Annotated in this window: 24 protein-coding genes and 1 pseudogene; 14 read left to right on the top strand and 11 right to left on the bottom strand. The window is 73.9% G+C overall.

Going from position 1 to position 20,897, the window contains the following annotated elements; translation table 11 throughout:
• Positions 1-11: 11 nt before the first annotated feature.
• The 5 genes from AA75_RS21480 to AA75_RS21460 all read right to left on the bottom strand — a co-directional run bounded on the left by AA75_RS21480 (position 12) and on the right by AA75_RS21460 (position 5,652).
• Positions 12-1,523, bottom strand: a complete 1,512-nt coding sequence (locus AA75_RS21480; protein ID WP_359890118.1) for a HAMP domain-containing sensor histidine kinase — start codon at positions 1,521-1,523, stop codon at positions 12-14.
• The gene (locus AA75_RS21475; RefSeq protein ID WP_033821778.1) at positions 1,520-2,293 is read right to left on the bottom strand and encodes a response regulator transcription factor; all 774 of its coding nucleotides are present in this window, start codon (positions 2,291-2,293) and stop codon (positions 1,520-1,522) included. Before AA75_RS21475 ends, AA75_RS21480 begins: the two co-directional genes overlap by 4 nt.
• An 86-nt stretch (positions 2,294-2,379) precedes the next feature.
• Positions 2,380-3,615: a S1C family serine protease gene (locus tag AA75_RS21470; RefSeq protein WP_082526712.1), complete on the bottom strand. Its 1,236-nt coding sequence runs from the start codon at positions 3,613-3,615 to the stop codon at positions 2,380-2,382.
• A gap of 126 nt (positions 3,616-3,741) precedes the next feature.
• The gene (locus AA75_RS21465) at positions 3,742-4,785 is read right to left on the bottom strand and encodes a LacI family DNA-binding transcriptional regulator (RefSeq protein WP_033821777.1); all 1,044 of its coding nucleotides are present in this window, start codon (positions 4,783-4,785) and stop codon (positions 3,742-3,744) included.
• A 132-nt stretch (positions 4,786-4,917) separates the two neighbouring features.
• Positions 4,918-5,652, bottom strand: coding sequence for a response regulator transcription factor (locus AA75_RS21460; RefSeq protein WP_033821776.1), 735 nt, complete (start codon positions 5,650-5,652; stop codon positions 4,918-4,920).
• A 682-nt stretch (positions 5,653-6,334) separates the two neighbouring features.
• On the opposite strand from AA75_RS21460, the gene AA75_RS21455 reads away from it, so the two are divergent.
• The 6 genes from AA75_RS21455 (at position 6,335) to AA75_RS21435 (ending at position 9,531) form a co-directional block, all read left to right on the top strand.
• Positions 6,335-6,664 carry a MoaD/ThiS family protein gene (locus tag AA75_RS21455; protein ID WP_082526709.1) on the top strand — a complete coding sequence of 110 codons (330 nt, stop codon included), beginning with the start codon at positions 6,335-6,337 and terminating at the stop codon, positions 6,662-6,664.
• Positions 6,665-6,815: 151 nt separating this feature from the next.
• Positions 6,816-7,487: a DUF2993 domain-containing protein gene (locus tag AA75_RS21450; protein WP_033821775.1), complete on the top strand. Its 672-nt coding sequence runs from the start codon at positions 6,816-6,818 to the stop codon at positions 7,485-7,487.
• A gap of 246 nt (positions 7,488-7,733) precedes the next feature.
• Complete coding sequence (locus AA75_RS54040; protein ID WP_350637490.1) at positions 7,734-7,814, top strand: putative leader peptide; 81 nt, start codon at positions 7,734-7,736, stop codon at positions 7,812-7,814.
• 217 nt (positions 7,815-8,031) lie between these two features.
• Entirely contained in the window at positions 8,032-8,868 is an 837-nt protein-coding gene (locus AA75_RS21445) for a sulfurtransferase (protein ID WP_033821774.1), read from the top strand.
• A gap of 35 nt (positions 8,869-8,903) precedes the next feature.
• On the top strand, positions 8,904-9,194 hold the full coding sequence (locus AA75_RS21440; protein WP_033821773.1) for a DUF1416 domain-containing protein: 291 nt from the start codon (positions 8,904-8,906) through the stop codon (positions 9,192-9,194).
• A gap of 64 nt (positions 9,195-9,258) precedes the next feature.
• Positions 9,259-9,531, top strand: a complete 273-nt coding sequence (locus tag AA75_RS21435) for a DUF3099 domain-containing protein (RefSeq protein ID WP_033821772.1) — start codon at positions 9,259-9,261, stop codon at positions 9,529-9,531.
• Positions 9,532-9,544: 13 nt separating this feature from the next.
• Here the strand turns inward: AA75_RS21435 and AA75_RS21430 are convergent, their stop codons facing one another.
• Positions 9,545-9,907: a DsrE family protein gene (locus tag AA75_RS21430; RefSeq protein WP_033821771.1), complete on the bottom strand. Its 363-nt coding sequence runs from the start codon at positions 9,905-9,907 to the stop codon at positions 9,545-9,547.
• Between the two features lie 272 nt (positions 9,908-10,179).
• On the opposite strand from AA75_RS21430, the gene AA75_RS21425 reads away from it, so the two are divergent.
• The 3 genes from AA75_RS21425 to AA75_RS21415 all read left to right on the top strand — a co-directional run bounded on the left by AA75_RS21425 (position 10,180) and on the right by AA75_RS21415 (position 12,341).
• The gene (locus tag AA75_RS21425) at positions 10,180-10,764 is read left to right on the top strand and encodes an FABP family protein (protein WP_033821770.1); all 585 of its coding nucleotides are present in this window, start codon (positions 10,180-10,182) and stop codon (positions 10,762-10,764) included.
• Between the two features lie 65 nt (positions 10,765-10,829).
• Positions 10,830-11,315: a Fur family transcriptional regulator gene (locus tag AA75_RS21420; protein ID WP_233289126.1), complete on the top strand. Its 486-nt coding sequence runs from the start codon at positions 10,830-10,832 to the stop codon at positions 11,313-11,315.
• A gap of 60 nt (positions 11,316-11,375) precedes the next feature.
• Positions 11,376-12,341, top strand: a complete 966-nt coding sequence (locus AA75_RS21415; protein WP_033821769.1) for a folate-binding protein YgfZ — start codon at positions 11,376-11,378, stop codon at positions 12,339-12,341.
• Positions 12,342-12,389: 48 nt separating this feature from the next.
• On the opposite strand, the gene dtd is transcribed toward AA75_RS21415, so the two are convergent.
• Positions 12,390-12,827 (bottom strand): D-aminoacyl-tRNA deacylase, encoded by a 438-nt coding sequence (dtd, locus tag AA75_RS21410; protein ID WP_033821768.1) that lies wholly within the window; start codon positions 12,825-12,827, stop codon positions 12,390-12,392.
• 364 nt (positions 12,828-13,191) lie between these two features.
• Here dtd and AA75_RS21405 point away from each other — a divergent pair, with 364 nt between their 5' ends.
• The 3 genes from AA75_RS21405 to AA75_RS21395 all read left to right on the top strand — a co-directional run bounded on the left by AA75_RS21405 (position 13,192) and on the right by AA75_RS21395 (position 15,120).
• The gene (locus tag AA75_RS21405) at positions 13,192-13,752 is read left to right on the top strand and encodes an ABC transporter substrate-binding protein (protein ID WP_233289125.1); all 561 of its coding nucleotides are present in this window, start codon (positions 13,192-13,194) and stop codon (positions 13,750-13,752) included.
• Between the two features lie 79 nt (positions 13,753-13,831).
• Entirely contained in the window at positions 13,832-14,785 is a 954-nt protein-coding gene (locus AA75_RS21400; RefSeq protein WP_033821767.1) for an asparaginase, read from the top strand.
• Between the two features lie 119 nt (positions 14,786-14,904).
• On the top strand, positions 14,905-15,120 hold the full coding sequence (locus AA75_RS21395) for a dodecin (protein ID WP_033821766.1): 216 nt from the start codon (positions 14,905-14,907) through the stop codon (positions 15,118-15,120).
• A 10-nt stretch (positions 15,121-15,130) separates the two neighbouring features.
• On the opposite strand, the gene AA75_RS21390 is transcribed toward AA75_RS21395, so the two are convergent.
• The 4 genes and pseudogenes from AA75_RS21390 to AA75_RS21375 all read right to left on the bottom strand — a co-directional run bounded on the left by AA75_RS21390 (position 15,131) and on the right by AA75_RS21375 (position 18,028).
• A complete protein-coding gene (locus AA75_RS21390; RefSeq protein WP_051812968.1) occupies positions 15,131-16,021 on the bottom strand; it encodes a heme ABC transporter ATP-binding protein in 891 nt (296 codons plus the stop codon).
• Positions 16,018-16,452: pseudogene (locus tag AA75_RS21385) on the bottom strand (FecCD family ABC transporter permease); the annotation flags it as partial. The gene AA75_RS21390 and the pseudogene AA75_RS21385, both read right to left, overlap by 4 nt.
• A 206-nt stretch (positions 16,453-16,658) precedes the next feature.
• Entirely contained in the window at positions 16,659-17,330 is a 672-nt protein-coding gene (locus AA75_RS21380) for a heme oxygenase (biliverdin-producing) (RefSeq protein WP_033821765.1), read from the bottom strand.
• Between the two features lie 206 nt (positions 17,331-17,536).
• Complete coding sequence (locus AA75_RS21375; protein WP_033821764.1) at positions 17,537-18,028, bottom strand: inorganic diphosphatase; 492 nt, start codon at positions 18,026-18,028, stop codon at positions 17,537-17,539.
• A 76-nt stretch (positions 18,029-18,104) separates the two neighbouring features.
• Here AA75_RS21375 and dacB point away from each other — a divergent pair, with 76 nt between their 5' ends.
• Positions 18,105-19,538, top strand: a complete 1,434-nt coding sequence (dacB, locus tag AA75_RS21370; protein WP_158515544.1) for a D-alanyl-D-alanine carboxypeptidase/D-alanyl-D-alanine-endopeptidase — start codon at positions 18,105-18,107, stop codon at positions 19,536-19,538.
• 118 nt (positions 19,539-19,656) lie between these two features.
• Positions 19,657-20,823 carry a zinc-dependent metalloprotease gene (locus AA75_RS21365; RefSeq protein WP_082526706.1) on the top strand — a complete coding sequence of 389 codons (1,167 nt, stop codon included), beginning with the start codon at positions 19,657-19,659 and terminating at the stop codon, positions 20,821-20,823.
• Positions 20,824-20,897: the final 74 nt, after the last annotated feature.

The raw sequence follows: 20,897 nt of genomic DNA, 5'->3' as shown, positions 1-20,897 counted from the left end.
CCGTGTCCGGGCTACTGCGGCGGCTCCGGCTGACCCGGCAGGCGGATGGTGGCCTGCGCGCCCGGGCCGCCGTCCGCGGCCGGGCCGAGCGAGACCTCGCCGCCGCTGTCCCGGACCGCCTGCGCCACGATCGACAGCCCGAGCCCCGAACCCGGCAGCTGCCGGGAGGACGGCGAGCGCCAGAAGCGGTCGAAGACGTACGGGAGTTCCTCCGGCTCGATCCCCGGCCCGTGGTCGCGGACCGTCAGCTTCCCGGCCCGCAGCACCACGTCGACGGAGCCGCCGGGCGGGCTGTACTTCACGGCGTTGTCCAGCAGGTTGATCACCGCCCGCTCCAGCGCCGGCCCGTCGCCGCGCACGTACCAGGGCTCGATGGCCAGCTCGAAGGCCAGGCCCGGGCCGCGCAGCCGGGCCCGCTCCACGGCCCGTTCAGCGATCTCGTGCAGGGCGAGCACGGTCACGTTCTGCCCGGGCTTGGGGGTGTCCGGGCGGGAGAGCTGGAGCAGGTCGCCGATCAGCAGCGTCAGCTCCTGCATCTGCGCCTTCATGTTGCCCAGCATCTTGGCCCGGGTGGCGGGCGGCAGCGCCCGGCCGGTGTCGTCGCTGCGGATCAGCAGGTCGACGTTGGTGCGCAGGGAGGTGAGGGGGGTGCGCAGTTCGTGGCCCGCGTCGGCGATCAGGCGGGTCTGGCGGTCGCGGGAGTTGGCGAGCGCGGTGGACATGGAGTTGAACGAGGTGGCCAGCCGGGCGATCTCGTCGCTGCCGTGCACCGGGATGGTGGTGCCGACCTCCTCGGTACGGGCGATGTGCTCGACCACGTCGGTGAGTTGGTCCACCGGCCGCAGCGCGGACCGGGCGACCAGGCGGCCGATGAACCCGGCGCCGACCGTGCCGACGCCGACCACGCCGATCAGGATCAGAGCGAGGTTGTTCAGCGAGTCCTGCACGGTCTCGATCGGCTGGGCGACCAGCGCGACGTACTGCTTGATGGTCTGGTTGGGCAAGAGCACATCGACCGGGACGACCCGCACCATCGCGGGCGTCCCGTCGGCGTACTCGCCGTCCCGGAAGCTGGCGGTGTGACCGCCGAGTGCCGAGAGGTCACCAGGATCCGCGCGGATGGCGTGCGCGTCGCCCTGCTGGAAGCAGGTGGAGCCGTCGGTGGAGATCAGCTCGACGTCCCACTTCAGTGGTCGCAGCGGGACGCCGTCCGGGGAGTGCCGTGCCGCCGCCAGGGCCCCGGCCGGTGTGGAGTCACACGTGAAGGAGTTCTCCCGCCGGGCCGGCCCGGAGAACAGCGAGTCCGCCTCCGTCAGGTTGCTGTGGACCTGTTCGTACAGCCGGTCCCTGACCAGGAACCAGCAGGCCAGGGCGGAGAGCGCGATCGCGATCGCCACCGCGGCGGCGGTCAGCATGGACAGCCGGCTGCGCAGCGAGCGGCTGCGGTACCACCGGACGGGGTGCAGCCCCCGCCCGGGTCGCTTCGGCGGGTGTGCGGGCTTCGGCGGGACGGCGTCGCTCACGCCGCCGCGCCGGTGGCGCTGCGCAGGGCGTAGCCGACCCCGCGCACGGTCTGGATGACCCGGGGCATGCCGCCCTGCTCGGTCTTGCGGCGCAGGTACATCACGTACACGTCGAGCGAGTTGGAGGACGGCTCGAAGTCGAAGCCCCAGACCGCCTTGAGGATCTGTTCGCGGGTCAGCACCTGGCGCGGGTGCGACAGGAACATCTCCAGCAGCATGAACTCGGTGCGGGTCAGCTCGATCGGGCGGCCCTCCCGGGTGACCTCCCGGGTGGCCAGGTTCATCCGCAGGTCGGCGAAGGCGAGCACCTCGCTGGCGTCGGTCTCCACCGAGGCCCGGGCCGCGGCCTCGCTGGCCAGCGCGGAGCGCCGGAGCAGGGCGCGGACCCGGGCGAGCAGCTCGTCCAGTTCGAACGGCTTGGCCAGGTAGTCGTCGGCGCCGACGTCGAGGCCGGTGACCCGGTCTCCGACGGCGTCGCGGGCGGTGAGCATCAGTACGGGGACGGCGTCGCCGCGCGAGCGCATCCGGCGGACGGTGGTCAGTCCGTCCATCCTCGGCATCATGATGTCCAGCAGGACCAGGTCGGGCCGCTGGCGCTCGACCGCCTCCAGGGCCTCGAAGCCGTCGGTGGCGGTGGCCACCTCGTAGCCCTCGAAGGCGAGGCTGCTCTCCAGGGCGTCCCGCAGGGCGGGCTCGTCGTCGACCACCAGGACGCGGGCGGTGGGGCCCGCGGCCTCGGCAGGGGTGCGGTCGTCGGCGGGGGGATTCATCGGCTCGGGCCCTTTCTGAGTCCGTACGGTGTGGCCATTGTCCTGCGGTGGAGGCTGTCCTGCGGTGGAGCCGGGGCTACCGGTGGCTACAGGTTCTGGCCGGCCTGCAGCTGCGGGAGGACCTGCTTGATGTCGTTGATCGGGATGGCGAAGCCGAGGCCGACGCTGCCCGCGCTCGAGGAGTCGGCGGTGGAGCCGGCGCCGGCGGACGAGTACATCGCCGAATTGAGGCCGATGACCTGGCCGTTGGCGTTGAGCAGCGGGCCGCCGGAGTTGCCGGGGTTGAGCGCGGCATCGGTCTGCAGGGCCTGGTAGGTGGCGGTGTCGCCGGTGGAGCCGGACCGGCTGCCGGTCATTCCGGGCAGGTTGGGGAAGCCGAAGCCGCCGTTGCCCCGGGTGGAGCCCTCGTCGACCTGGACGGAGACCTTGCGGTCCTTGGCGCTGATGATGCCGGAGGTGACGGTGCCGGTCAGGCCCTCGGGGTTGCCGATGGCGACCACCGAGTCGCCGACCTGGACGTCGGTGGAGTCGCCGAGCGCGGCGGGGGTCAGGCCGCTCACGCCGGCGGCGTCGATCACCGCGACGTCCAGTGACTTGTCGGTTCCGGTGACCGTGGCGGTGGCGGTCCTCCCGTCCTTGAACGTGACGGTGATCCGGCCGTTCTCGTCGACCGCACCGGAGATCACGTGGTAGTTGGTGAGGATCTGGCCGCCGGCGGTGAGCACGACGCCGGTGCCGGTCGCGGTGCCGGAGGTGGTGTTCACGGTGATCTGGACGACGCTCGGCGAGACGGCGGCGGCGACGGCGGCGACGTTCGCGGTGCCGTCGGACTTCGCCGAGACCGGGCTGACCAGGGTGGAGGCGGCGCTCGCACCGTCCCCGTGGGCCTCGGCGAGCACTCCGCCGGTCACTCCGCCGATCAGGGCGGCGACGGTGGCGACGGCGGCCACGAGCGCCAGCCGGCTCTTCAGCATGCCGCGCCGGGCCCGGCCGCCCCGGTGGGCGCCACCCGTGGTGCCGCCCGTCCCGCCGGCCCCGGCCTCGGCCCCCGCGGGCAGCGGCTGCGCCGGGCCGCCCCAGGGCTGTTGCCCGCCGGGTCCGTCGTGCCCGCCGGGTCCGTCGTCCCGCAGCACGGTGCCCTCCAGCACGTGCGCGGTGGGGGGCTCGGCCGGCTGCGGCGGGGCCCAGCCCCGGCCCTCGTACGCGTCGTGCCCGGGCACGTCGTGGCGGTACGGGTCCTGGCCGTACCCGGGGTGGCCGGTCCGGGGGGCGGACGGGCCGTCGTGGTGCTGCTCGGGGTTGCTGCGCTGCTGCTCGTTCATGGACACAACGTCCGCCCGGAGCATGAGAATCCGGTGAGAGTGCGGTCAGAGGCTTCCGAGAAGCCTGTTCGGTTCTCATAAAGCCAGGTCAGCGGCGCTTTCGGCGCGCCGGCCCGGCTTCGGGCATCACCGCTGGTCGGGGGCCCCGCAGCCGCAGGAACGGCGGATCACCAGCCGGGACTGGAACTTGCGGACCCGCTCGGTGCCGGAGCCCGGGACCATCAGCGAGTCGTCCAGCACGAGGTCCACGGCGGCCCGTGCCATGGCGTCCCGGTCCGAGGCCACGGTGGTCAGCGGCGGGTCGGCGAGCGCCGCTTCCGGGATGTCGTCGAAGCCGGCCACGGCGAGGTCCTCGGGCACCCGCAGGCCGACCTCGCGGGCCGCCCGCAGGACGCCGATCGCCTGGTCGTCGGTGGAGCAGAAGATCGCCGTCGGACGGCCGGGGGAGCGCAGCAGCTTCACCGCGACCTCGTACGCGCCGTAGCGGTGGAACGGCGCGTCGACCAGGTTCGGCTCGACCTCGAGCTCGTGCGCCTCCATGGCGCGCTGCCAGCCCTCGACGTGGTCGATCACGGGGTCGCCGGGGGCGGGGGACTCCACCGGTCCGCCGAAGCAGACCACGTACGGGTGCCCGTGGTCCTCCAGCAGGTGGCGGACGGCCGCCTCGGCGCCGCCCACGTCGTCGGTGACCACCGCGACGTCGTCGATCGCCTCCGGCCGGCGGTGCAGCAGCACCACCTTCGCCCCCTCCATCGCGGCGAACTCCTCCGCGGCCCGCTGCGAGGGGCCCTGGCTGACCAGGATCAGGCCGGACACCCGCATCCCGAGGAAGGCGCGGACGTAGTGGACCTCGCGGTCGTCCACGTAGTCGGAGTTGCCGATCAGGACCAGCTTGCCGCGCTCGGAGGCGGCCCGTTCCACGGCGTGCGCCATCTCGGCGAAGAAGGGCTGCCGGGCGTCCGGCACCACCATGCCGATCAGGTTGGTCCGCCGGGAGGCCATCGCCTGGGCCACGCTGTTGGGCCGGTACCCGAGCTGCTCGATGGCAGCCAGCACCTTCTCCCGGGTCGCGGGCGCGACCGGGCGCGGACCGTTGTTGATCACGTAGCTGACGACCGCGGTCGAGGTCCCAGCCAGTCGGGCTACATCGTCGCGCGTCACCTTGGCCACGCAGGGAGTCTACGCGGGTCGCGCGGCGGCGCCATGAGTTGCGTCACGGCGCTCCGTGGCCGGTCGGCCGCGATCGGTACAGATCCGGACATCCCGGGCGGCCGACGGGGCCCGTCCCCGTCGGCCGACCGCTCAGGCCTGCTGGGCGGCGGGGGCGTGCGGGAGCTCGCTCCCGGGGCGCTCGCCCTTGTCCGCCTTGTCCGGCACCACGAAGCGGTAGCCGACGTTGCGCACGGTGCCGATCAACTGCTCGTGCTCGACCCCGAGCTTGGCCCGCAGCCGCCGGACGTGGACGTCCACCGTGCGGGTGCCGCCGAAGTAGTCGTAGCCCCAGACCTCCTGCAGCAGCTGCGCCCGGGTGAAGACCCGGCCGGGGTGCTGGGCGAGGTACTTCAGCAGCTCGAACTCCTTGAAGGTGAGGTCCAGCACCCGGCCCTTGAGCTTCGCCGAGTAGGTGGCCTCGTCGACCGACAGGTCGCCGTTGCGGATCTCCATCGGGCTGTCGTCGGAGACCACCTGGAGGCGGCCGGTGGCGAGCCGCAGCCGCGCCTCGACCTCGGCCGGGCCGGCGGTGTCCAGCAGCACGTCGTCGATGCCCCACTCGGCGGTGACGGCGGCCAGGCCGCCCTCGGTGACCACCAGGATGAGCGGGCAGCCGATGCCGGTCGAGCGCAGCAGCTGGCACAGGCTGCGGATCTGCGGCAGGTCGCGCCGGCCGTCGACCAGGATGACGTCGGCGCTGGGGGTGTCGACCAGGGCGGAGCCCTCGGCCGGTGCCACCCGGACGTTGTGCAGCAGCAGGCCCAGGGCCGGGAGTACCTCGGCGGACGGCTGGAGGGCGTTGGTGAGCAGGAGGAGAGAACTCATACCCGGTAGTCCCCTTTCCGGGTCGTCGCGGTCGCAGTGCGGCGGGTGCCGTGGCGGTCCGGCGCAGCTGCTGAGCAGGGTGGGGGAACGTCGGCAGGGCGAGATCCGGCGGATTCGTCGGCGCGCACGGCGGTGCGGGACGTGTGCCGGGGGTCCCGCAACCCCTGGTGCCCCGCAGTTGCCCTGCCCATCCGCGAACCTTCCGGTCTGTGCCCGCGCCGGGCGGGGGCCCGGCGCCGATTGCGACACCCCGGCAGGCCGGCGGCACTCCGTTGTGCCGCCCCGCGGGGCGGTCCTCGCGTACCGGCGCGGGTGGGGCGCCGTTCGCAAGGACGTCCGTACTGGCGTCCTGAAAGCACAAAAGGACCCGGGGGCGACTCTGCCCGGATCCCTCACGCCACGAGAATAGCCGACCACACCCCGGCGCGGGAGGCCGAAACGCGCCGCGGCGCCCGGTTCCGGGGGCCCGTGGGCGTGAGCTGCGCCACCAGGCGCCGGTGCCGGACGGGCTCCGCGCCGCCCCGCGGCGACCGGTGTCGACCTGGGGTGTTGCCGCCGGGGCGGGGGGTGGGGTCATCATGGGAGCCGCACCGGCCGCACGGTACGTGTACACCTTTGGCGTGGGTGGCCCGGCACAGGAGCCGGCCGCCGCACCGGGCGAGGACCACTGGAAGGGGTTGCCATGACCGCGACCACCGAGGCCCGGACCGCTGCGCAGGGCACCGGACACACCGCGCCCGACTCACCCGTACGGGTGAGCGGCACCCTCCGCTACTGGGCCGCGGCCAAGGCCGAGGCCGGGGCCGCCGAGGAGTCCTACCTGGCCGCCACCCTCGCCGAGGCGCTGGACCAGGCCCGTGCCCGGCACGCGGACCGGCCGGGGCTGCTGCGCCTGCTCGGCGTCTGCTCGTACCTGGTGGACGGGGACCCGGTGGGCACCCGGGACCACGCCGAGGTGCGGCTGCGGGACGGCGGCTCGGTCGAGGTGCTGCCGCCCTTCGCGGGCGGCTGAGCGGCCCGCGCCGGCGGCCGGTCCGCCGGCCCGCACCTTCTCCAGGAACCACCGCACCCGGGGTGATCGTCGTATCTGCGGACGGACGGGTGGACGGCTGCGAGGATGCGGTACCGCGCCGGACGGCGCCAACGACCCACGGGGGAGTGAGATGCGGGGCTGGCTGAAGCTGACGATCGGACTCGGTGTGCTGGCCGGCCTGCTGGTCGGGGCGGACCGGACGGCGGTCGGGGTGGCCGAGGACGAGGCCGCCGACCAGCTGGTGAGCAGCGGCCGGCTGAGCAGCCGGCCCGAGGTGACGATCGAGGGGTTCCCCTTCCTCACCCAGGCGGTGTCCGGGGAGTTCGACGGCGTCAAGCTCGCCGCCGACGACGTACAGGTCAGCGACGGCCGCCAGCAGGTGGCGGTGCGCTCGTTCCGGGCCTCGCTCTCCGGCGTCTCGGTCGGCGACTCGTACCACAGCGCCACGGTGCGCAGCGCGACCGGCAGCGGACTGATCTCGTACCCGGACGCGGCCAAGCTGGTGCAGGGGGCGGACCGCCTCGATCTGTCGTACGGCGGGCCGGGCAAGGTGAAGGCCTCGGTGGCGGGCTTCTCGATCGGCGAGGGCAAGGTGCACAGCGAGGGCAACACGGTGATCGCCGACGGTTTCCAACTGACCGGCGTGGCCGCGGCGTTGAACGGCCGGGTGAAGGACCTGCTGGCCCCGCGCAGCTTCACCCTGAGCCGGCTGCCGGCCGGGCTGGGCCTGGCCGGAGTGACCCCGGAGCCGGACGGTCTGCTGCTGGACTTCCGCGGCACCGACGTCCGCCTGATCGGCTGACCGGCCCACCGCGCGTCGCGTCCCGTCCCGGCCTCCCGGCGGCTGCCCGCCGTCCCGCTCCGCGAGACGCGCTGTCCAGCGCCGGCCTGCCGGGCGGTGCCGTGCGGGCGTCCGGAGGGCCGGGAGGGCGGCCCGGCCGGGCCGCGTGTCGGCGGTGCGGGGTCTAATCCCATGATGCGGTCATTCTGATCTCAGCATTCGACACACTGATGACAGCAGGCCCGGGAGGTCCCTAGCATCGTCGACATGAAGCGACAGGCGGATCTCACGAAGCGGCGGGCGGTAGACCTGTGCCGCGTGTCCACCTGCCTGTGTCGAATGCGCTGACCGGGCAGTTCTGACCGGTATCTCCGGCTCGCCCGAACCGCTGCGACGACCCGACCCGCGATAGTGGGCGGCGTTCGCGCACCTCGTTCCCGCACCACCGGCCCAGGCCTCCCGCACTCCGCCCTGTCCCAGCATTCGGACAGATGCCCGGACGGGATCGGCCGGGCACCCCCTGAACAGCCTCTTCCGCCAACCGCCCCCGGATGGAGAAACCACCATGAGCCGCAGCGACGTCCTGGTAGACGCCGACTGGGTCCAGGCCCGCCTGGACGACCCGAAGGTCGTCGTCGTCGAGGTCGACGAGGACACCTCGGCGTACGACAAGAACCACATCCGCAACGCCGTCCGGATCGACTGGAAGAAGGACCTCCAGGACCCGGTCCGCCGCGACTTCATCGACCAGGCGGGCTTCGAGGCGCTGCTCAGCGCCAAGGGCATCGCCAACGACGACACCGTGGTGCTCTACGGCGGCAACAACAACTGGTTCGCCTCGTACGCCTACTGGTACTTCAAGCTCTACGGTCACGGCGACGTCCGCCTGCTGGACGGCGGCCGCAAGAAGTGGGAGCTGGACTCCCGCGAGCTGGTCGTCGAGCAGCCCGAGCGGGCCGCCACCCAGTACACGGCCCAGCCGGTGGACTCCTCGATCCGCGCCTTCCGCGACGACGTCGTGAACGCGATCGGCAGCCTGAACCTGGTCGACGTCCGTTCGCCCGACGAGTTCTCCGGCCGTCTGCTCGCCCCGGCCCACCTGCCGCAGGAGCAGTCGCAGCGCCCCGGCCACGTGCCGACCGCGCGCAACATCCCGTGGGCGAAGAACGCCAACGACGACGGCACCTTCAAGTCGGACGAGGAGCTCAAGGCGCTCTACACCGCCGAGGGCGTCGACCTGGCCAAGGACACCATCGCGTACTGCCGGATCGGCGAGCGCTCCGCGCTCACCTGGTTCGTGCTGCACGAGCTGCTGGGCCAGGAGAACGTCAAGAACTACGACGGCTCCTGGACCGAGTACGGAAGCCTGGTCGGCGTGCCGATCGCGCTCGGCGACAACTGAGCCCCGGCTCGACCGGTAAGAGAGGGAAGACAGACATGTGCGGTGCGAAGGCCGGCGGCCCCGACCTGGCAGGAGTTGACGTGGCCAGCGAGACGATCATCCAGGGTTCGGTGACCCGCGACGAGGAGCCGGTGCACGGTTACGTGCGCCTGCTCGACCAGAACGGCGATTTCACGGCGGAGGTGCCGACCTCGGCGTCCGGACAGTTCCGGTTCTTCGCCCGCCCCGGCACCTGGACGCTGCGCGCCCTGGTCCCCGGCGCGACCGTCGACCGGGTGGTGGTCGCCTCCCAGGGCGAGCCCACCGAGATCGTGATCGCGGTCTGAGACGACTGCCGAACGGCCCGAGGACCCCTGCCCCGGCGGGGGTCCTCGGTCATACCCTGGAAGGGTGCGGGCACACCGGCGCCACGTGCGCTACTTCGTGATGATGGGGGTGTGCCTCGCCCTGTTCGTGCTGGCCTGGGGCGCGGTGCGGTTCTGGTCGGTGCCGGCCGCGATCGGGATGTGCGTGGTGGCGATGGTGATCCCGCCGCTCGCGGCGATCCTCGCCAACCGGCGCGACCCGGAGGACGACTGGTGGAACGACCCGCGCTGGGACGACCCGAAGTGGGACGACCCCGGCCACGACCGGGACCACCCCGACCACGAGCGGCGGCCCTGAACCGGGAGCCGGGTCAGTAGACCAGCGCCTGCACCCCGTCGGCCATGATCTCGCTCAGGAAGACCTGCGCGCCCGCGATCCTGACCCCCTCGACGGTGTCCTTCTCCTCGATCCCGCGGCGCGCCGCGCACTGGGTGCACAGCGTCACGGTGCCGGCCGCCAGCACCGACTCCAGCAGGTCGGGCAGCGGCGCCGCGTGCGGCAGCTCGAACTCCGCGGCCCGGCCCGGCAGGGCGAACCAGGAGGACTCCCCGGTTAGCCAGAGCGAGACCTCGACCCCGCTGGCGACCGCGACCGCGGCCACCGTGAACGCCTGCGAGCAGCGCTCCGGCGCGTCGGCCCCGGCGGTGACCTTGATGACCAGCTTCTTCGACATGGCGACACCCTAGCCGGACGTGGTGGGGCTCACCGTGAGCGCGGGATCACCGCCGGATAGACTCGGCCGCGTCCGCCCTGTATGCCAACGCCGTCAATGGGAGCACCCCGTGTCCGGTCTCGAAATCTTCTTCGACTGCCTGCTGGCTCTGATGGCAGTGCTGATCACCTGGTTCGCGATCTTCTCCGTGATGAAGCTCTACCAGGGCCAGCGCTGACCCCGACTGCCGTACGGTTGATGGCGAACCCATCCCGACGACAGAGTCCAGGACCATGATCGAGATCCCTTCCGACCTCCACAAGGACGTCGTCCCGCTGGCCTTCCTCCTGGGTACCTGGGAGGGCGCGGGCGTCTTCGACTTCCCCGGCAGCGAGAAGTGCAACTTCGGCCAGGAGGTCGTCTTCCGGCACGACGGCCGCGCCTTCCTGGAGTTCCGCTCCCGCACCTGGGTGCTGAACGACGAAGGTGAGAAGGTCAGCCCGCTGGAGAACGAGCACGCCTTCTGGCGGGTCACCACCAACCAGCACGGCAGCAGCGGCGAGCGCGAGATCGAGGTCTCCTCGGTCCGCGACGACGGCACCGTGGAGATCTGGTACGGCAAGCTGCACGACGGCAAGCCCCAGATCGACCTGGCCACCGACGCGGTCGCCCGGATCGAGGGCTCGGCGCCGTACAGCGGTGGCAAGCGCCTGTTCGGCCTGGTCGGCGAGGAACTGCTCTGGGTCGGCGAGAAGGCCGCCCCCGAGGTGCCGCTGCGGCCCTACATGTCGGCGCAGCTGAAGAAGGTGCTCAACCCGGCCAAGCTGATCCAGGACATCGCGGACCTTCCGGACGACGGCATCGCCTTCTTCCGCTGAGTTCCGCCGGGCCCGGGACGCGGGGCCGCAAGATGAGGGACCGACCACGTGGTCGGTCCCTACACTTGTCTCACGACCTCGACCGGCAGGACGACACCGTGGCCAACACCGACACCCCCACCGACTGGAAGGCCGACCTGCGCGAGCGCGGGTACCGCCTGACGCCGCAGCGCCAACTGGTGCTGGAGGCGGTGGACGCCCTCGACCACGCGACCCCGGACGAGATCCTCTCCCAGGTCCGCAAGACCGCCAGCGGCGTCAACATCTCCACCGTGTACCGGACCCTGGAGCTGCTGGAGGAGCTCGGCCTGGTCTCGCACGCGCACCTCGGCCACGGCGCCCCGACGTACCACCTGGCCGGCCGCCACACCCACCTGCACCTGGTCTGCCGGGACTGCGACAGGATCACCGAGACCGACACCGCGATCGCCGCGCCGCTGATCGAGAGCCTGCGCGCCGAGCACGGCTTCGACACCGACCTCAAGCACTTCGCCATCTTCGGCCGCTGCGCCGACTGCACCGCGAAGCGGGAGCAGCAGCAGGCGGGTTGAGCCGGCCGCGGCGGGCGCCCCGGCACCGCCCGGCCGACCGGCGGACGTAAGCTGGCGGGTATGAAGAGCCCGCTGCTTGCCCTGCCCGGTGCCGTCCCCGCCGAGGGGGCCGACGAGGGCGTCGCGGCCCACTACGGCGACATCTTCCGCGAGCAGCGCGCGCTCGCCGAGGGCCGCGGTTTCGTCGACCTCTCGCACCGCGGCGTGATCACGGTGACCGGTGCCGACCGGCTGGCCTGGCTGCACCTGCTGCTCACCCAGCACGTCAGCGACCTGCCGCCGCAGCTGGCCACCGAGGCGCTGGTGCTCTCGCCCAACGGCCACGTCGAGCACGCGCTGTACCTGGTGGACGACGGGACGACCACCTGGGTGCACGTGGAGCCGGGTACCGCGCCGGCCCTGATCGGCTACCTGGAGAGCATGAAGTTCTTCTACCGGGTGGAGATCGCCGACGCGAGCGCCGACTACGCGCTGGTGCACCTGCCGGCCGGCTCCACGGCCTCCGCCGAGGGCGCCGCCGCGGTGCGTGAGCTCCCGTACGGGCGGGACCTCTTCCTGCCGCGCGCCGAGCTGGCCCGGCTCACCGCGGGCTACGGCCCGGCGGCCGGGGTCTGGGCGTACGAGGCGCTGCGGGTCGAGGGGCACCGGCCCCGGCTCGGCTTCGAGACCGACCACCGCACCATCCCGCACGAGGTGGACTGGCTGGGCAGCGCGGTGCACCTGCAGAAGGGCTGCTACCGCGGCCAGGAGACGGTCGCCCGGGTGCACAACCTCGGGCGCCCGCCGCGCCGCCTGGTCTTCCTGCACCTGGACGGCACCGAGGAGAAGCTGCCCGCGCACGGCACCGAGGTACGGCTGGCCGCGGACGGCGGCGAGGGCCGCCCGCTCGGCTTCGTCACCACGGCGGTCCGCCACCACGAGCTCGGGCCGATCGCGCTCGCCCTGGTGAAGCGCAACGTCCCGGTGGACGCCGTGCTGCTGGCCGGTACCGTGCCGGCCACCCAGGACGTGATCGTCCCCGCCTGACCGCGCGGGGGCGGGTTCGGACCTCCGGCGGCTCGGACCTCCGGCGGCTCAGACCTCCAGCAGCACGGTGAACGGGCCGTCGTTGACCAGCGAGACCTTCATGTCCGCGCCGAACCGGCCGGTCGCCACCTCGGCGCCGAGCGCCCGCAGTTCGGCCACCACGGCGTCGACCAGCGGTTCGGCGAGGGGGCCGGGCGCGGCCGCGTTCCAGGTGGGGCGGCGCCCCTTGCGGGCGTCGCCGTACAGCGTGAACTGACTGATCACCAGCAGCGGTCCGCCGAAGTCGGAGCAGGACCGCTCGACGCCGTCCTCGCCGCCGAACAGCCGCAGCGACCAGAGCTTGCGGGCCAGTTGGGCCGCCTGGGCCGGGGTGTCCTGGTGGGTCACCCCGACCAGGACGCACAGCCCGGGCCCTTCGATCGCGCCGACCGGTTCGCCGTCCACCGTCACGGCGGCCTCGGCCACCCGCTGTACCACTGCTCGCATGCCCGCCATTCTGCCCCAGGCGCGCGGAACTTCGGTGCGCGCCGGGGTGGCGCGCTGTGCGCCCCATACGGCGCGGGCCTGCCTGCGGATTGCTCCGGTCGTATCAGCCACCCCCGTTCGCCACGGGGCCGTTCGGGTGCTCAGGCGTGCACATGCCCGGCCCAGGGTGGCACGCTGTCGGACGGCGCCGCGCGGTGCACCGGCCCGCCGGTGCCGTGAGCGGTTCGTGCACCGTCCGCCGGGCCGGTGTCGCCCGGGCGGGTGGAAGCGGCGTACCCGGGGAACCCCCGGGGCCGGCCGGACGTGCTCCAGTACGGCCCCCGTACCGGAGTCAGGGCGGGATCGGATCACGGCAGGTGGTTGGATGATGGACGCGAGCGGTACGGCCCAGGAGCAGGCGGACGGGCTCGGCCCGGTGAGCCTGGGGGAGCTGGGGCTGGACGAGCTGCGCACCCTGCGGCGCGACGCCCAGGAGCAGGAGGCCGGACTCTCGTACCTGCGCCGGCTGCTGCACGGCCGGATGGACATCCTGCGGGCCGAGCTGAACCGCCGGCAGGTCCCGCTCGACGACGCCGCGATGGTCGCCTTCGACGCCGGCCCGCTGCTGGACCGGCTGCCGGCCATCCTGGCCGACGCGCCCTCCTCCGTCCGCCGCCCGGCCCGGCACCTCACCCTCGGCCCCCCGCGCGGCGAGCAGGTCGCCACCGAGGCGGACGAGCTGATGGGCGACGTCCAGCTCGCCGACCTCGCCGCGCACCCCACCGGCGACCTGCTGGTGGCCGTCGAGCGGCTGGCCGAGTACGAGCGCGGGGTCTCCGGCCGCCGCCTGGCGCTGCAGCGGACGGCGGACGACTGCAGCGCCGAGATCACCCGCAGGTACCGTGAGGGGGAAGCACGGGTCGACGACCTGCTCACCGGGGGGTGAGGCCGCCCGACGGGGGCCGGGGAGCGGGTCGGCGGCCGGGCCACCCTCACCCTGTGCCCCTGGAACTGGAGTCAACCCCATGCCGCAGTCCGCCGCCCTGCCCGCTCTCGCCGAGGTCGTCCGCTCCGGCTTCACCGAGGGCCGCCACCGAGGTTCGCTGGTCGTCCTGGCCGCCGACGGCTCGGTCGAGTACTCCCTCGGCACCCCGGACGCGCCGGTCTTCCCCCGCTCGACCGCCAAGCCGTTCCAGGCGGTGGCCACCCTGCGGGCCGGGCTCGCGATCGAGGGCGAACTACTGGCGCTCGCCGCCTCCAGCCACTCCGCGGAAACGTTCCACCTCGACGCGGTACGGCGAATACTCGCCGGCGCCGGCCTGACCGAGGCCGACCTGCGCACCCCGGCCGACCTCCCGCTGGACGAGACCGAGGCCGAGGAACTGCTGCGCCGAGGCGGCTCGCGCAGCCCGATCCTGATGGACTGCTCCGGCAAGCACGCCGGCTGGCTGGCCGCCTGCGCCGCCAACGGCTGGGACACCGCGAGCTACCTCGACCCCGGCCACCCGGTCCAGCTGCTAGCCCTCCAGGCACTCACCGAGGCCACCGGCGAGCAGCCCGCCCACGTCGGCACCGACGGCTGCGGCGCCCCGCTGCACGCCGTCTCGCTGACCGGTCTGGCCCGCGGCTACCGCTCGCTGCTGCTGGCCGCGCCCGGCACCCCCGGCCGCCGGGTCGCCGACGCGATGCGGGCCCACCCGCAGTACGTGGCCGGGACCCGCCGCGCCGACACCTGGCTCATGCGGGCCATCCCCGGGACGCTGTCCAAGATGGGCGCCGAGGCCGTCCAGGCGGTCGCGCTGGCGGACGGCCGGGCGCTCGCCTTCAAGATCGAGGACGGCGGGGAGCGGGCCCGCGGCCCGGTGCTGGCCGCCGCGCTGCGCCGGCTCGGCATCGAGCACGAGGTGCTGACCCGGATCGGAGCCCAGCCGCTGCACGGCGGCGGCCAGGTGGTCGGCGAGGTCCGCGCGGCCTTCTGACGCCCGCGCGGGGGCCGACGCCCGGGCGGGCGGCTTTGGCGCGCGCCGCCCGGGCCGGTGCGGCACGGTGGACCGGGGGGCCGTCAACCGCGCCGTACCGGACAGCTCAGGAGAGTGCCATGTCGGACCACATCTACCGCGTCACCGAGATCGTCGGCTCCTCGGGCGAGGGCGTCGACCAGGCGATCAGGAACGCGATCGACCGGGCGTCGCAGACGCTGCGCAACCTGGACTGGTTCGAGGTGGTCCAAGTGCGCGGGCACATCGCGGACGGCCGGATCGAGCACTACCAGGTCGGGCTGAAGGTCGGGTTCCGGCTCGACGGCGAGGGCTGAGCGGGGCGGCTCAGCGCCCGGCCCGCTCCCGGTCGGCCCGCTCCCGGGCGGCCTGCTGCCGGTCGGCCCGCTCGCGGTCCGGCAGCACCAGTGGCGCCCCGGTGCGCGGGTGCGCCAGCACCTCCACCGGGTGGCCGTACACCTCGCTCAGCAGCGGCCCGGTCAGCACCTCGCGCACCGGGCCGTCGGCCACCGCCCGGCCGGCCGACAGGAGCATCACCCGGTCGGCGTAGGCCGCGGCCAGCGACAGGTCGTGCAGCACCACCACCACCGCGTCCCCGGCCGCGGCCCGCTGCCGGGCGAGGCGCAGCACCAGCTCCTGGTGGCGCAGGTCGAGGGCGGCGGTCGGCTCGTCCAGCAGCAGCAGCGCGGCCCGCTGGGCGAGCACCCGGGCCAGCGCCACCCGGGCCCGCTCGCCGCCGGACAGGGCCGTGAACGGGCGCTCGGCGAAGCAGGCGGTCCCGGTCAGCGCCAGCACCTCGGCCACCACCTCCTCGTCCTGGGCCGCGGCCGGGGTCGCGGCCCAGGGCGCGCGGCCCATCCGGACCACCTCGCCGGCCGGGAACGGGAACGACAGCTCGGCCGACTGCGGCAGCAGGGCCCGGTGCAGGGCCAGTTCGGCGACGGTGAGGCCGGCCAGCGGACGGCCGCCCAGCAGTAGCTCGCCGCCGGTCGGCGCGAGGTCGCCGGCCACCACCGCGAGCAGGGTGGACTTGCCGGCGCCGTTCGGCCCGAGCAGCGCCAGCACCTCGCCCGCCCGGACCGTCAGGTCCACCCCGGCCAGCAGCTCCCGGTCGCCGAGCGCGAGCCGCAGGCCGGTCGCGCGCAGCACCTCGGTCCCCGGGGCCGGCCGTCCGGGAACCCGCGGCGTCCGTCCTCTCCGCAGGCCCGGGCCCCTCATGCCCACCCTCCCTGGCGGCTCCTGGTGCGGCGCAGCAGCCAGAAGAAGAACGGGCTGCCGATCAGCGCGGTCAGCGCCCCGAGCGGGAGCTCGGCGGGTCGGGCGAGGGTGCGGGCGGCGAGGTCGCCCGCCACCAGGACCAGCGCACCGCCGAGGATGCTCGCGGGCAGCAGGAAGCGGTGGCCGGGACCGGCGGCCATCCGCAGCAGGTGCGGCACGATCAGGCCGACGAAGCCGATCACCCCGCTGACCGAGACGGCCGCCGCGGTGAGCAGCGCGACCACGGTGATCAGGGTGAGCCGCATCCGTTCCACGTCCACCCCGAGGTGGCGGGCGGGCTTGTCGCCGAGCGCCAGCAGGTCCAGGGAGCGGGCGTACGGGGGCGCGACGGCGAGGCCCACCACGGCGAACGGCAGGATGCCGAGCACCTTGTCGTCCCGCTGGTGGCGACCGCGACCGGGCTGCTGCTGCTCGGCGGTGGCACCACCGTCCTGCTGCGCCGCCGCCGCACCGGCGACGCCGGCCGAGCCGACGCCGGCTGACCTGCCACCGGCCGGCCCGGCCGGTCGACCCGACGCCGCAGCGGCCGATCCCCCGGCAGGCACCCCGCCGGTGGATCGGCCGCTGCGGCGGGCCGTCAGGCGCTCAGCGGGTATCGCGAACCCAGGTCGGCGAAGAGCGCGCCGTTCAGGGTGAACGCCCGCTTGCACTCCTCCACCACCCGGCGGCGCTCGACCTCGTCCATCGCGAGGCCCGCCGCGTCCAGCTTCTCCCGGTACTCCCGCTTGTACGCGGCCGGGTTGGCGACCTCGGCGAAGACGTAGAACTCCACTCCGGCGCCCCTGCGCTCGAAGCCCCAGGTCCGCTCGGCGGCACCGCGGATGATCTGACCGCCCGACAGGTCGCCCAGGTAGCGGGTGTAGTGGTGGGCGAGGTAGCCGCCCGGCCACTGTTCGGCGAGCTCCTCCAGCCGGGCCGCGTACGCGGCGGTGGCGGGCAGCGGGGTGAGACCGGCCCGCCAGCCGGGGCCGAGCAGGTGGGCCAGGTCGCGCTCCAGCGCGGCCGTGCGCATCAGCGCCGGGTCGATCAGCGGCCCGACCACCGGGTCCCCGGCGAGCGCGGCGGCCCGGCCCTCCAGCGCCCGGTAGACGAACCAGAGCTGGCCCGACAGCTCGGCGTACGCCTCGACGCCGAGCCGGCCGCCCAGCAGATGGGCCATGAACGACGAGGTCTCGGCGGCCGCGTGCTCCTCGCTGCTCGCGGTGCGCAGCACGGTGGAGAACGGGACGGGCTGCTCGGAGCTGGACATGCGGTGGCCTCCGGGATCCGGGTCGACAGTCCCCCCGATTGTTCTGGTTAGGGTTACCTAAGTCAACATCTTGCCGACACCCTGTCGGTAAACGCCGGGAAGGTGCCGGACAGCGCGGAAGGCGCCGGACAACGCGGAAGGCCGGGGCGAGCGCGCAGCTCACCCCGGCCTTCCGGGCCACCTCGGCGGGCCGAGGGGACGGCGGTTCAGTGACCGCCCTGGTCCTTCAGCCGCTGGACCGAGGCGACGATCTCGGCCTCGGCCTCGACGCGGCCGACCCAGTTGGCACCCTCGACCGACTTGCCGGGCTCCAGGTCCTTGTAGACCTCGAAGAAGTGCTGGATCTCCAGGCGGTCGAACTCCGACACGTGGTGGATGTCGCGCAGGTGCTCCCAGCGCGGGTCCGTCGCCGGGACGCAGAGCAGCTTGTCGTCGCCGCCGGCCTCGTCGGTCATGTGGAACATGCCGATGGCGCGGCACTTGATCAGGCAGCCGGGGAAGGTCGGCTCGTCCAGGATGACCAGCGCGTCCAGCGGGTCGCCGTCCTCGCCCAGGGTGCCCTCGACGTAGCCGTAGTCGGCCGGGTAGCGGGTCGAGGTGAAGAGCATGCGGTCCAGGCGGAGGCGGCCGGTCTCATGATCGACCTCGTACTTGTTCCGCGAGCCCTTCGGGATCTCGATCAGGACGTCGAACTCCAACGGTTCCTCCAAGGTAGGTACTGACAGAATCCAAGTGTCTCCTACGTCAAGGTGTGCTCAGGAAAGGGGCCTGTCGGTGAACGCTGGTGCTGGGGTGGGGCGAGGGCGCAGGGCGGCCGTCGCGGGTGTGCTGGGGGCGGCGCTCGCCACCTCGGGCCTGACGGCGGGCACGCAGCGGGCGCTCGCCGCACCGTCGCCCCCGGCGGCCGCCGCCAGCGCCAAGCCGTCGGCCGAGGCGCCGCCGGGCAGCGCCGTGCTGGCCCCGGTGGCCGACTCCGCCGACACCCTGCCCACCACCCAGGGCCTGCAGCAGGCCCTCGCGCCGCTGCTGCAGGACAAGTCGCTCGGCACCCTGAACTTCGCCATCAGCGACGCCGCCACCGGCACGTTCCTGTACGGCTCCGGCGAGAACACCCCGGCCACCCCCGCCTCCACGACCAAGCTCGCCACCTCGGTCGCGGCGCTGTCGCTGCTCCCGGCGGACCACCGGATCCACACCCGGGTGGTCACCGGCGCCAAGCCGGACGAGATCACCCTGGTCGGCGGCGGCGACCCGACCCTCACCGCGCTTCCCGCGGACCAGGTGCAGATCGGCGGCCTGCCGGTCGACCCGGACAACGCCCCCGCCTCGCTGACCGACCTGGCCGCGCAGGCCGCCGCCGCGCTGAAGGCGGCCGGCGTCACCTCGGTGAAGCTCGGCTACGACACCTCGCTCTACACCGGCCAGCTCCGGCACATGGAGAACGACGACTACAACGTCGCGCCGGTCAGCCCGCTGATGGTGGACGAGGGAAAGGTCGAGCCGAGGTCGCTGTCCGAGGCGCCCGCCCGGGTCACCGACCCGGCCGCCCAGGCGGCGGACGCCTTCGTGGCCCAGCTCAAGGCACAGGGCATCACGGTCCAGGGCCGCCCCGCCCAGGCCACCGCGGCCGCCGACGCCAAGCCGCTCGGCGACGTCGCCTCGCCCACCCTGGCCCGGCTGATCGAACGGCTGCTCACCCACTCCGACAACACCATCGCCGAGGGCGTGGCCCGGCAGGTCGCCATCGCCGCCCAGCAGCCCGCCAGCTTCCCCGGCGCCGCCGGGGCCGTCACCCAGGCGCTGGCCAAGCTCGGGGTGTCCACCGCCGGCCTCCAGCTCAACGACGGCAGCGGGCTGAGCAAGGCCAACCTGATCCCGCCGGCCACCCTGGTCAAGCTGCTCTCGCTGGCCGCCGCCCCCGACCACCCGGAGCTGCGCCCCGTCCTCACCGGCCTGCCGATCGCGGGCTTCACCGGCACCCTGCTCAGCCGGTTCGGGCCCAGGTCGGGCGCGGCCGAGGCGTCCGGCATCGTCCGGGCCAAGACCGGCACCCTGGACTTCGTCAACACGCTGGCCGGCACCGTGGTGGACGCCGACGGGCGGGTCCTGGTGTTCGCGATGATGACCAGGACGCCGGCCGGGGCGGACCAGGCCCGGGCCGCCGTCGACCGGATCGTCGCCAAGCTCGCCGGGTGCGGCTGCCACTGACGCCCCGTCCCCGCTCCGCTCCGCCGCCCGCGCCCGCGGGGAGGTCGCGGGACCGGCCCTGGGGTGTCCCGGTGCCCGCTCCCTCCCCGGGGCGCGCCACAGCACGTACCGTGAGGGCATGACGAGCGCGAGCGGCAGGGCAGACATGGTCGACTGGGATCTCGCGGTCGCGACGGCGACCCGGCTGGTCCGTCCGGGCCCGGCGGTCTCCCGCGAGGAGGCCAGGACCGTCGTCGCCGAGCTGCGCCGGCATGCGCTGGAGGCCGAGGAGCACGTCCGGGCGTTCACCCGGATGAACTCCAGCGTGCTGGCGGACGCCCCGGCCACCCCCGTGCTGGTGGTCGACCGGCCGGGCTGGGTGCGGGCCAACGTGGCGGGCTTCCGCACCATCGTCCAGCCGCTGGTGGACAAGCTGCAGGCCCGCCGGGGCGACGGCGCCGGCACCGCGGTGATCGGCTCGCTGGGGGAGAAGGCCACCGGCGTCGAGGTCGGCGCGGTGCTGGCGTTCCTGTCCACCAAGGTGCTCGGCCAGTACGAGACCTTCGCCCCGGCCGAGCTGCCGGCGCCGCCGGACAGCCCGGCCGGCCTGTTCGACAAGCCGCGCCGTGGGCCGGACCTGCCGGGGCCCGGGCGGCTGCTGCTGGTCGCGCCGAACATCGTGCACGTCGAGCGCGAGCTGGACGTCGACCCGCACGACTTCCGGCTCTGGGTCTGCCTGCACGAGGAGACCCACCGCACCCAGTTCACCGCGGTGCCCTGGCTGCGCGACCACATCCAGTCCGAGGTGCAGGCCTTCCTGGCACAGGCCGACGTCGACCCGGGCGCGCTGCTGGAGCGGGCCAGGGAGGCGTTCGGCGGTGCCGTACCGGGCCTCGGAGGCCGTGGTGACGGCTCCGGGCCCGGCACCCTGCTGGAGGCCGTCCAGTCCCCCGCACAGCGCGAGATCCTCTCCCGGCTCACCGCGGTGATGTCGCTGCTGGAGGGCCACGCCGATGTGGTGATGGACGGGGTCGGCCCGGCCGTGGTGCCGTCGGTGGCCGAGATCCGGGAGAAGTTCCAGCAGCGCCGGGACCGCGGCGCCGGGCGGCTCGACCTGGTGCTGCGCCGGCTGCTCGGGATGGACGCCAAGCTGCGCCAGTACCAGGACGGCGCGGTGTTCGTCCGCGGCGTGGTGGACCGGGCCGGGATGGACGGCTTCAACCGGGTCTGGACCTCGCCGAACACCCTCCCGACCAAGGATGAGATCCACGACCCGGCGGCCTGGGTGGCCCGGGTGGTCGGCTGAGCCCGGCCCCCGGCCCCCGGCATCCGGCATCCGGCATCCGGCATCCGGCATCCCGGCCCCCGCCCGGTCGGCCG

Origin of the sequence: Kitasatospora sp. MBT63, from assembly GCF_000710465.2 — a bacterium.
Taxonomy (GTDB): domain Bacteria; phylum Actinomycetota; class Actinomycetes; order Streptomycetales; family Streptomycetaceae; genus Kitasatospora.
Note: the sequence above shows the minus strand (reverse complement) of the source record. Positions and strands in the feature narration are given on the sequence as shown.

What these genes read in the sequence shown, in the direction of transcription:
- AA75_RS21390 (WP_051812968.1), bottom strand. Translation starts at nt 16,021, where the DNA reads ATGAGGGGCCCGGGCCTGCGGAGAGGACGGACGCCGCGGGTTCCCGGA.
- AA75_RS21460 (WP_033821776.1), bottom strand. Translation starts at nt 5,652, where the DNA reads ATGAGTTCTCTCCTCCTGCTCACCAACGCCCTCCAGCCGTCCGCCGAG.
- AA75_RS21395 (WP_033821766.1), top strand. Translation starts at nt 14,905, where the DNA reads ATGTCGGACCACATCTACCGCGTCACCGAGATCGTCGGCTCCTCGGGC.
- AA75_RS21405 (WP_233289125.1), top strand. Translation starts at nt 13,192, where the DNA reads ATGATGGACGCGAGCGGTACGGCCCAGGAGCAGGCGGACGGGCTCGGC.
- AA75_RS21430 (WP_033821771.1), bottom strand. Translation starts at nt 9,907, where the DNA reads ATGTCGAAGAAGCTGGTCATCAAGGTCACCGCCGGGGCCGACGCGCCG.
- dtd (WP_033821768.1), bottom strand. Translation starts at nt 12,827, where the DNA reads ATGCGAGCAGTGGTACAGCGGGTGGCCGAGGCCGCCGTGACGGTGGAC.
- AA75_RS21455 (WP_082526709.1), top strand. Translation starts at nt 6,335, where the DNA reads ATGACCGCGACCACCGAGGCCCGGACCGCTGCGCAGGGCACCGGACAC.
- AA75_RS21440 (WP_033821773.1), top strand. Translation starts at nt 8,904, where the DNA reads ATGTGCGGTGCGAAGGCCGGCGGCCCCGACCTGGCAGGAGTTGACGTG.
- AA75_RS21365 (WP_082526706.1), top strand. Translation starts at nt 19,657, where the DNA reads ATGACGAGCGCGAGCGGCAGGGCAGACATGGTCGACTGGGATCTCGCG.
- AA75_RS21470 (WP_082526712.1), bottom strand. Translation starts at nt 3,615, where the DNA reads ATGAACGAGCAGCAGCGCAGCAACCCCGAGCAGCACCACGACGGCCCG.
- AA75_RS21475 (WP_033821778.1), bottom strand. Translation starts at nt 2,293, where the DNA reads ATGAATCCCCCCGCCGACGACCGCACCCCTGCCGAGGCCGCGGGCCCC.
- AA75_RS21415 (WP_033821769.1), top strand. Translation starts at nt 11,376, where the DNA reads ATGAAGAGCCCGCTGCTTGCCCTGCCCGGTGCCGTCCCCGCCGAGGGG.
- AA75_RS21425 (WP_033821770.1), top strand. Translation starts at nt 10,180, where the DNA reads ATGATCGAGATCCCTTCCGACCTCCACAAGGACGTCGTCCCGCTGGCC.
- AA75_RS21380 (WP_033821765.1), bottom strand. Translation starts at nt 17,330, where the DNA reads ATGTCCAGCTCCGAGCAGCCCGTCCCGTTCTCCACCGTGCTGCGCACC.
- AA75_RS21445 (WP_033821774.1), top strand. Translation starts at nt 8,032, where the DNA reads ATGAGCCGCAGCGACGTCCTGGTAGACGCCGACTGGGTCCAGGCCCGC.
- AA75_RS21450 (WP_033821775.1), top strand. Translation starts at nt 6,816, where the DNA reads ATGCGGGGCTGGCTGAAGCTGACGATCGGACTCGGTGTGCTGGCCGGC.
- AA75_RS54040 (WP_350637490.1), top strand. Translation starts at nt 7,734, where the DNA reads ATGAAGCGACAGGCGGATCTCACGAAGCGGCGGGCGGTAGACCTGTGC.
- AA75_RS21400 (WP_033821767.1), top strand. Translation starts at nt 13,832, where the DNA reads ATGCCGCAGTCCGCCGCCCTGCCCGCTCTCGCCGAGGTCGTCCGCTCC.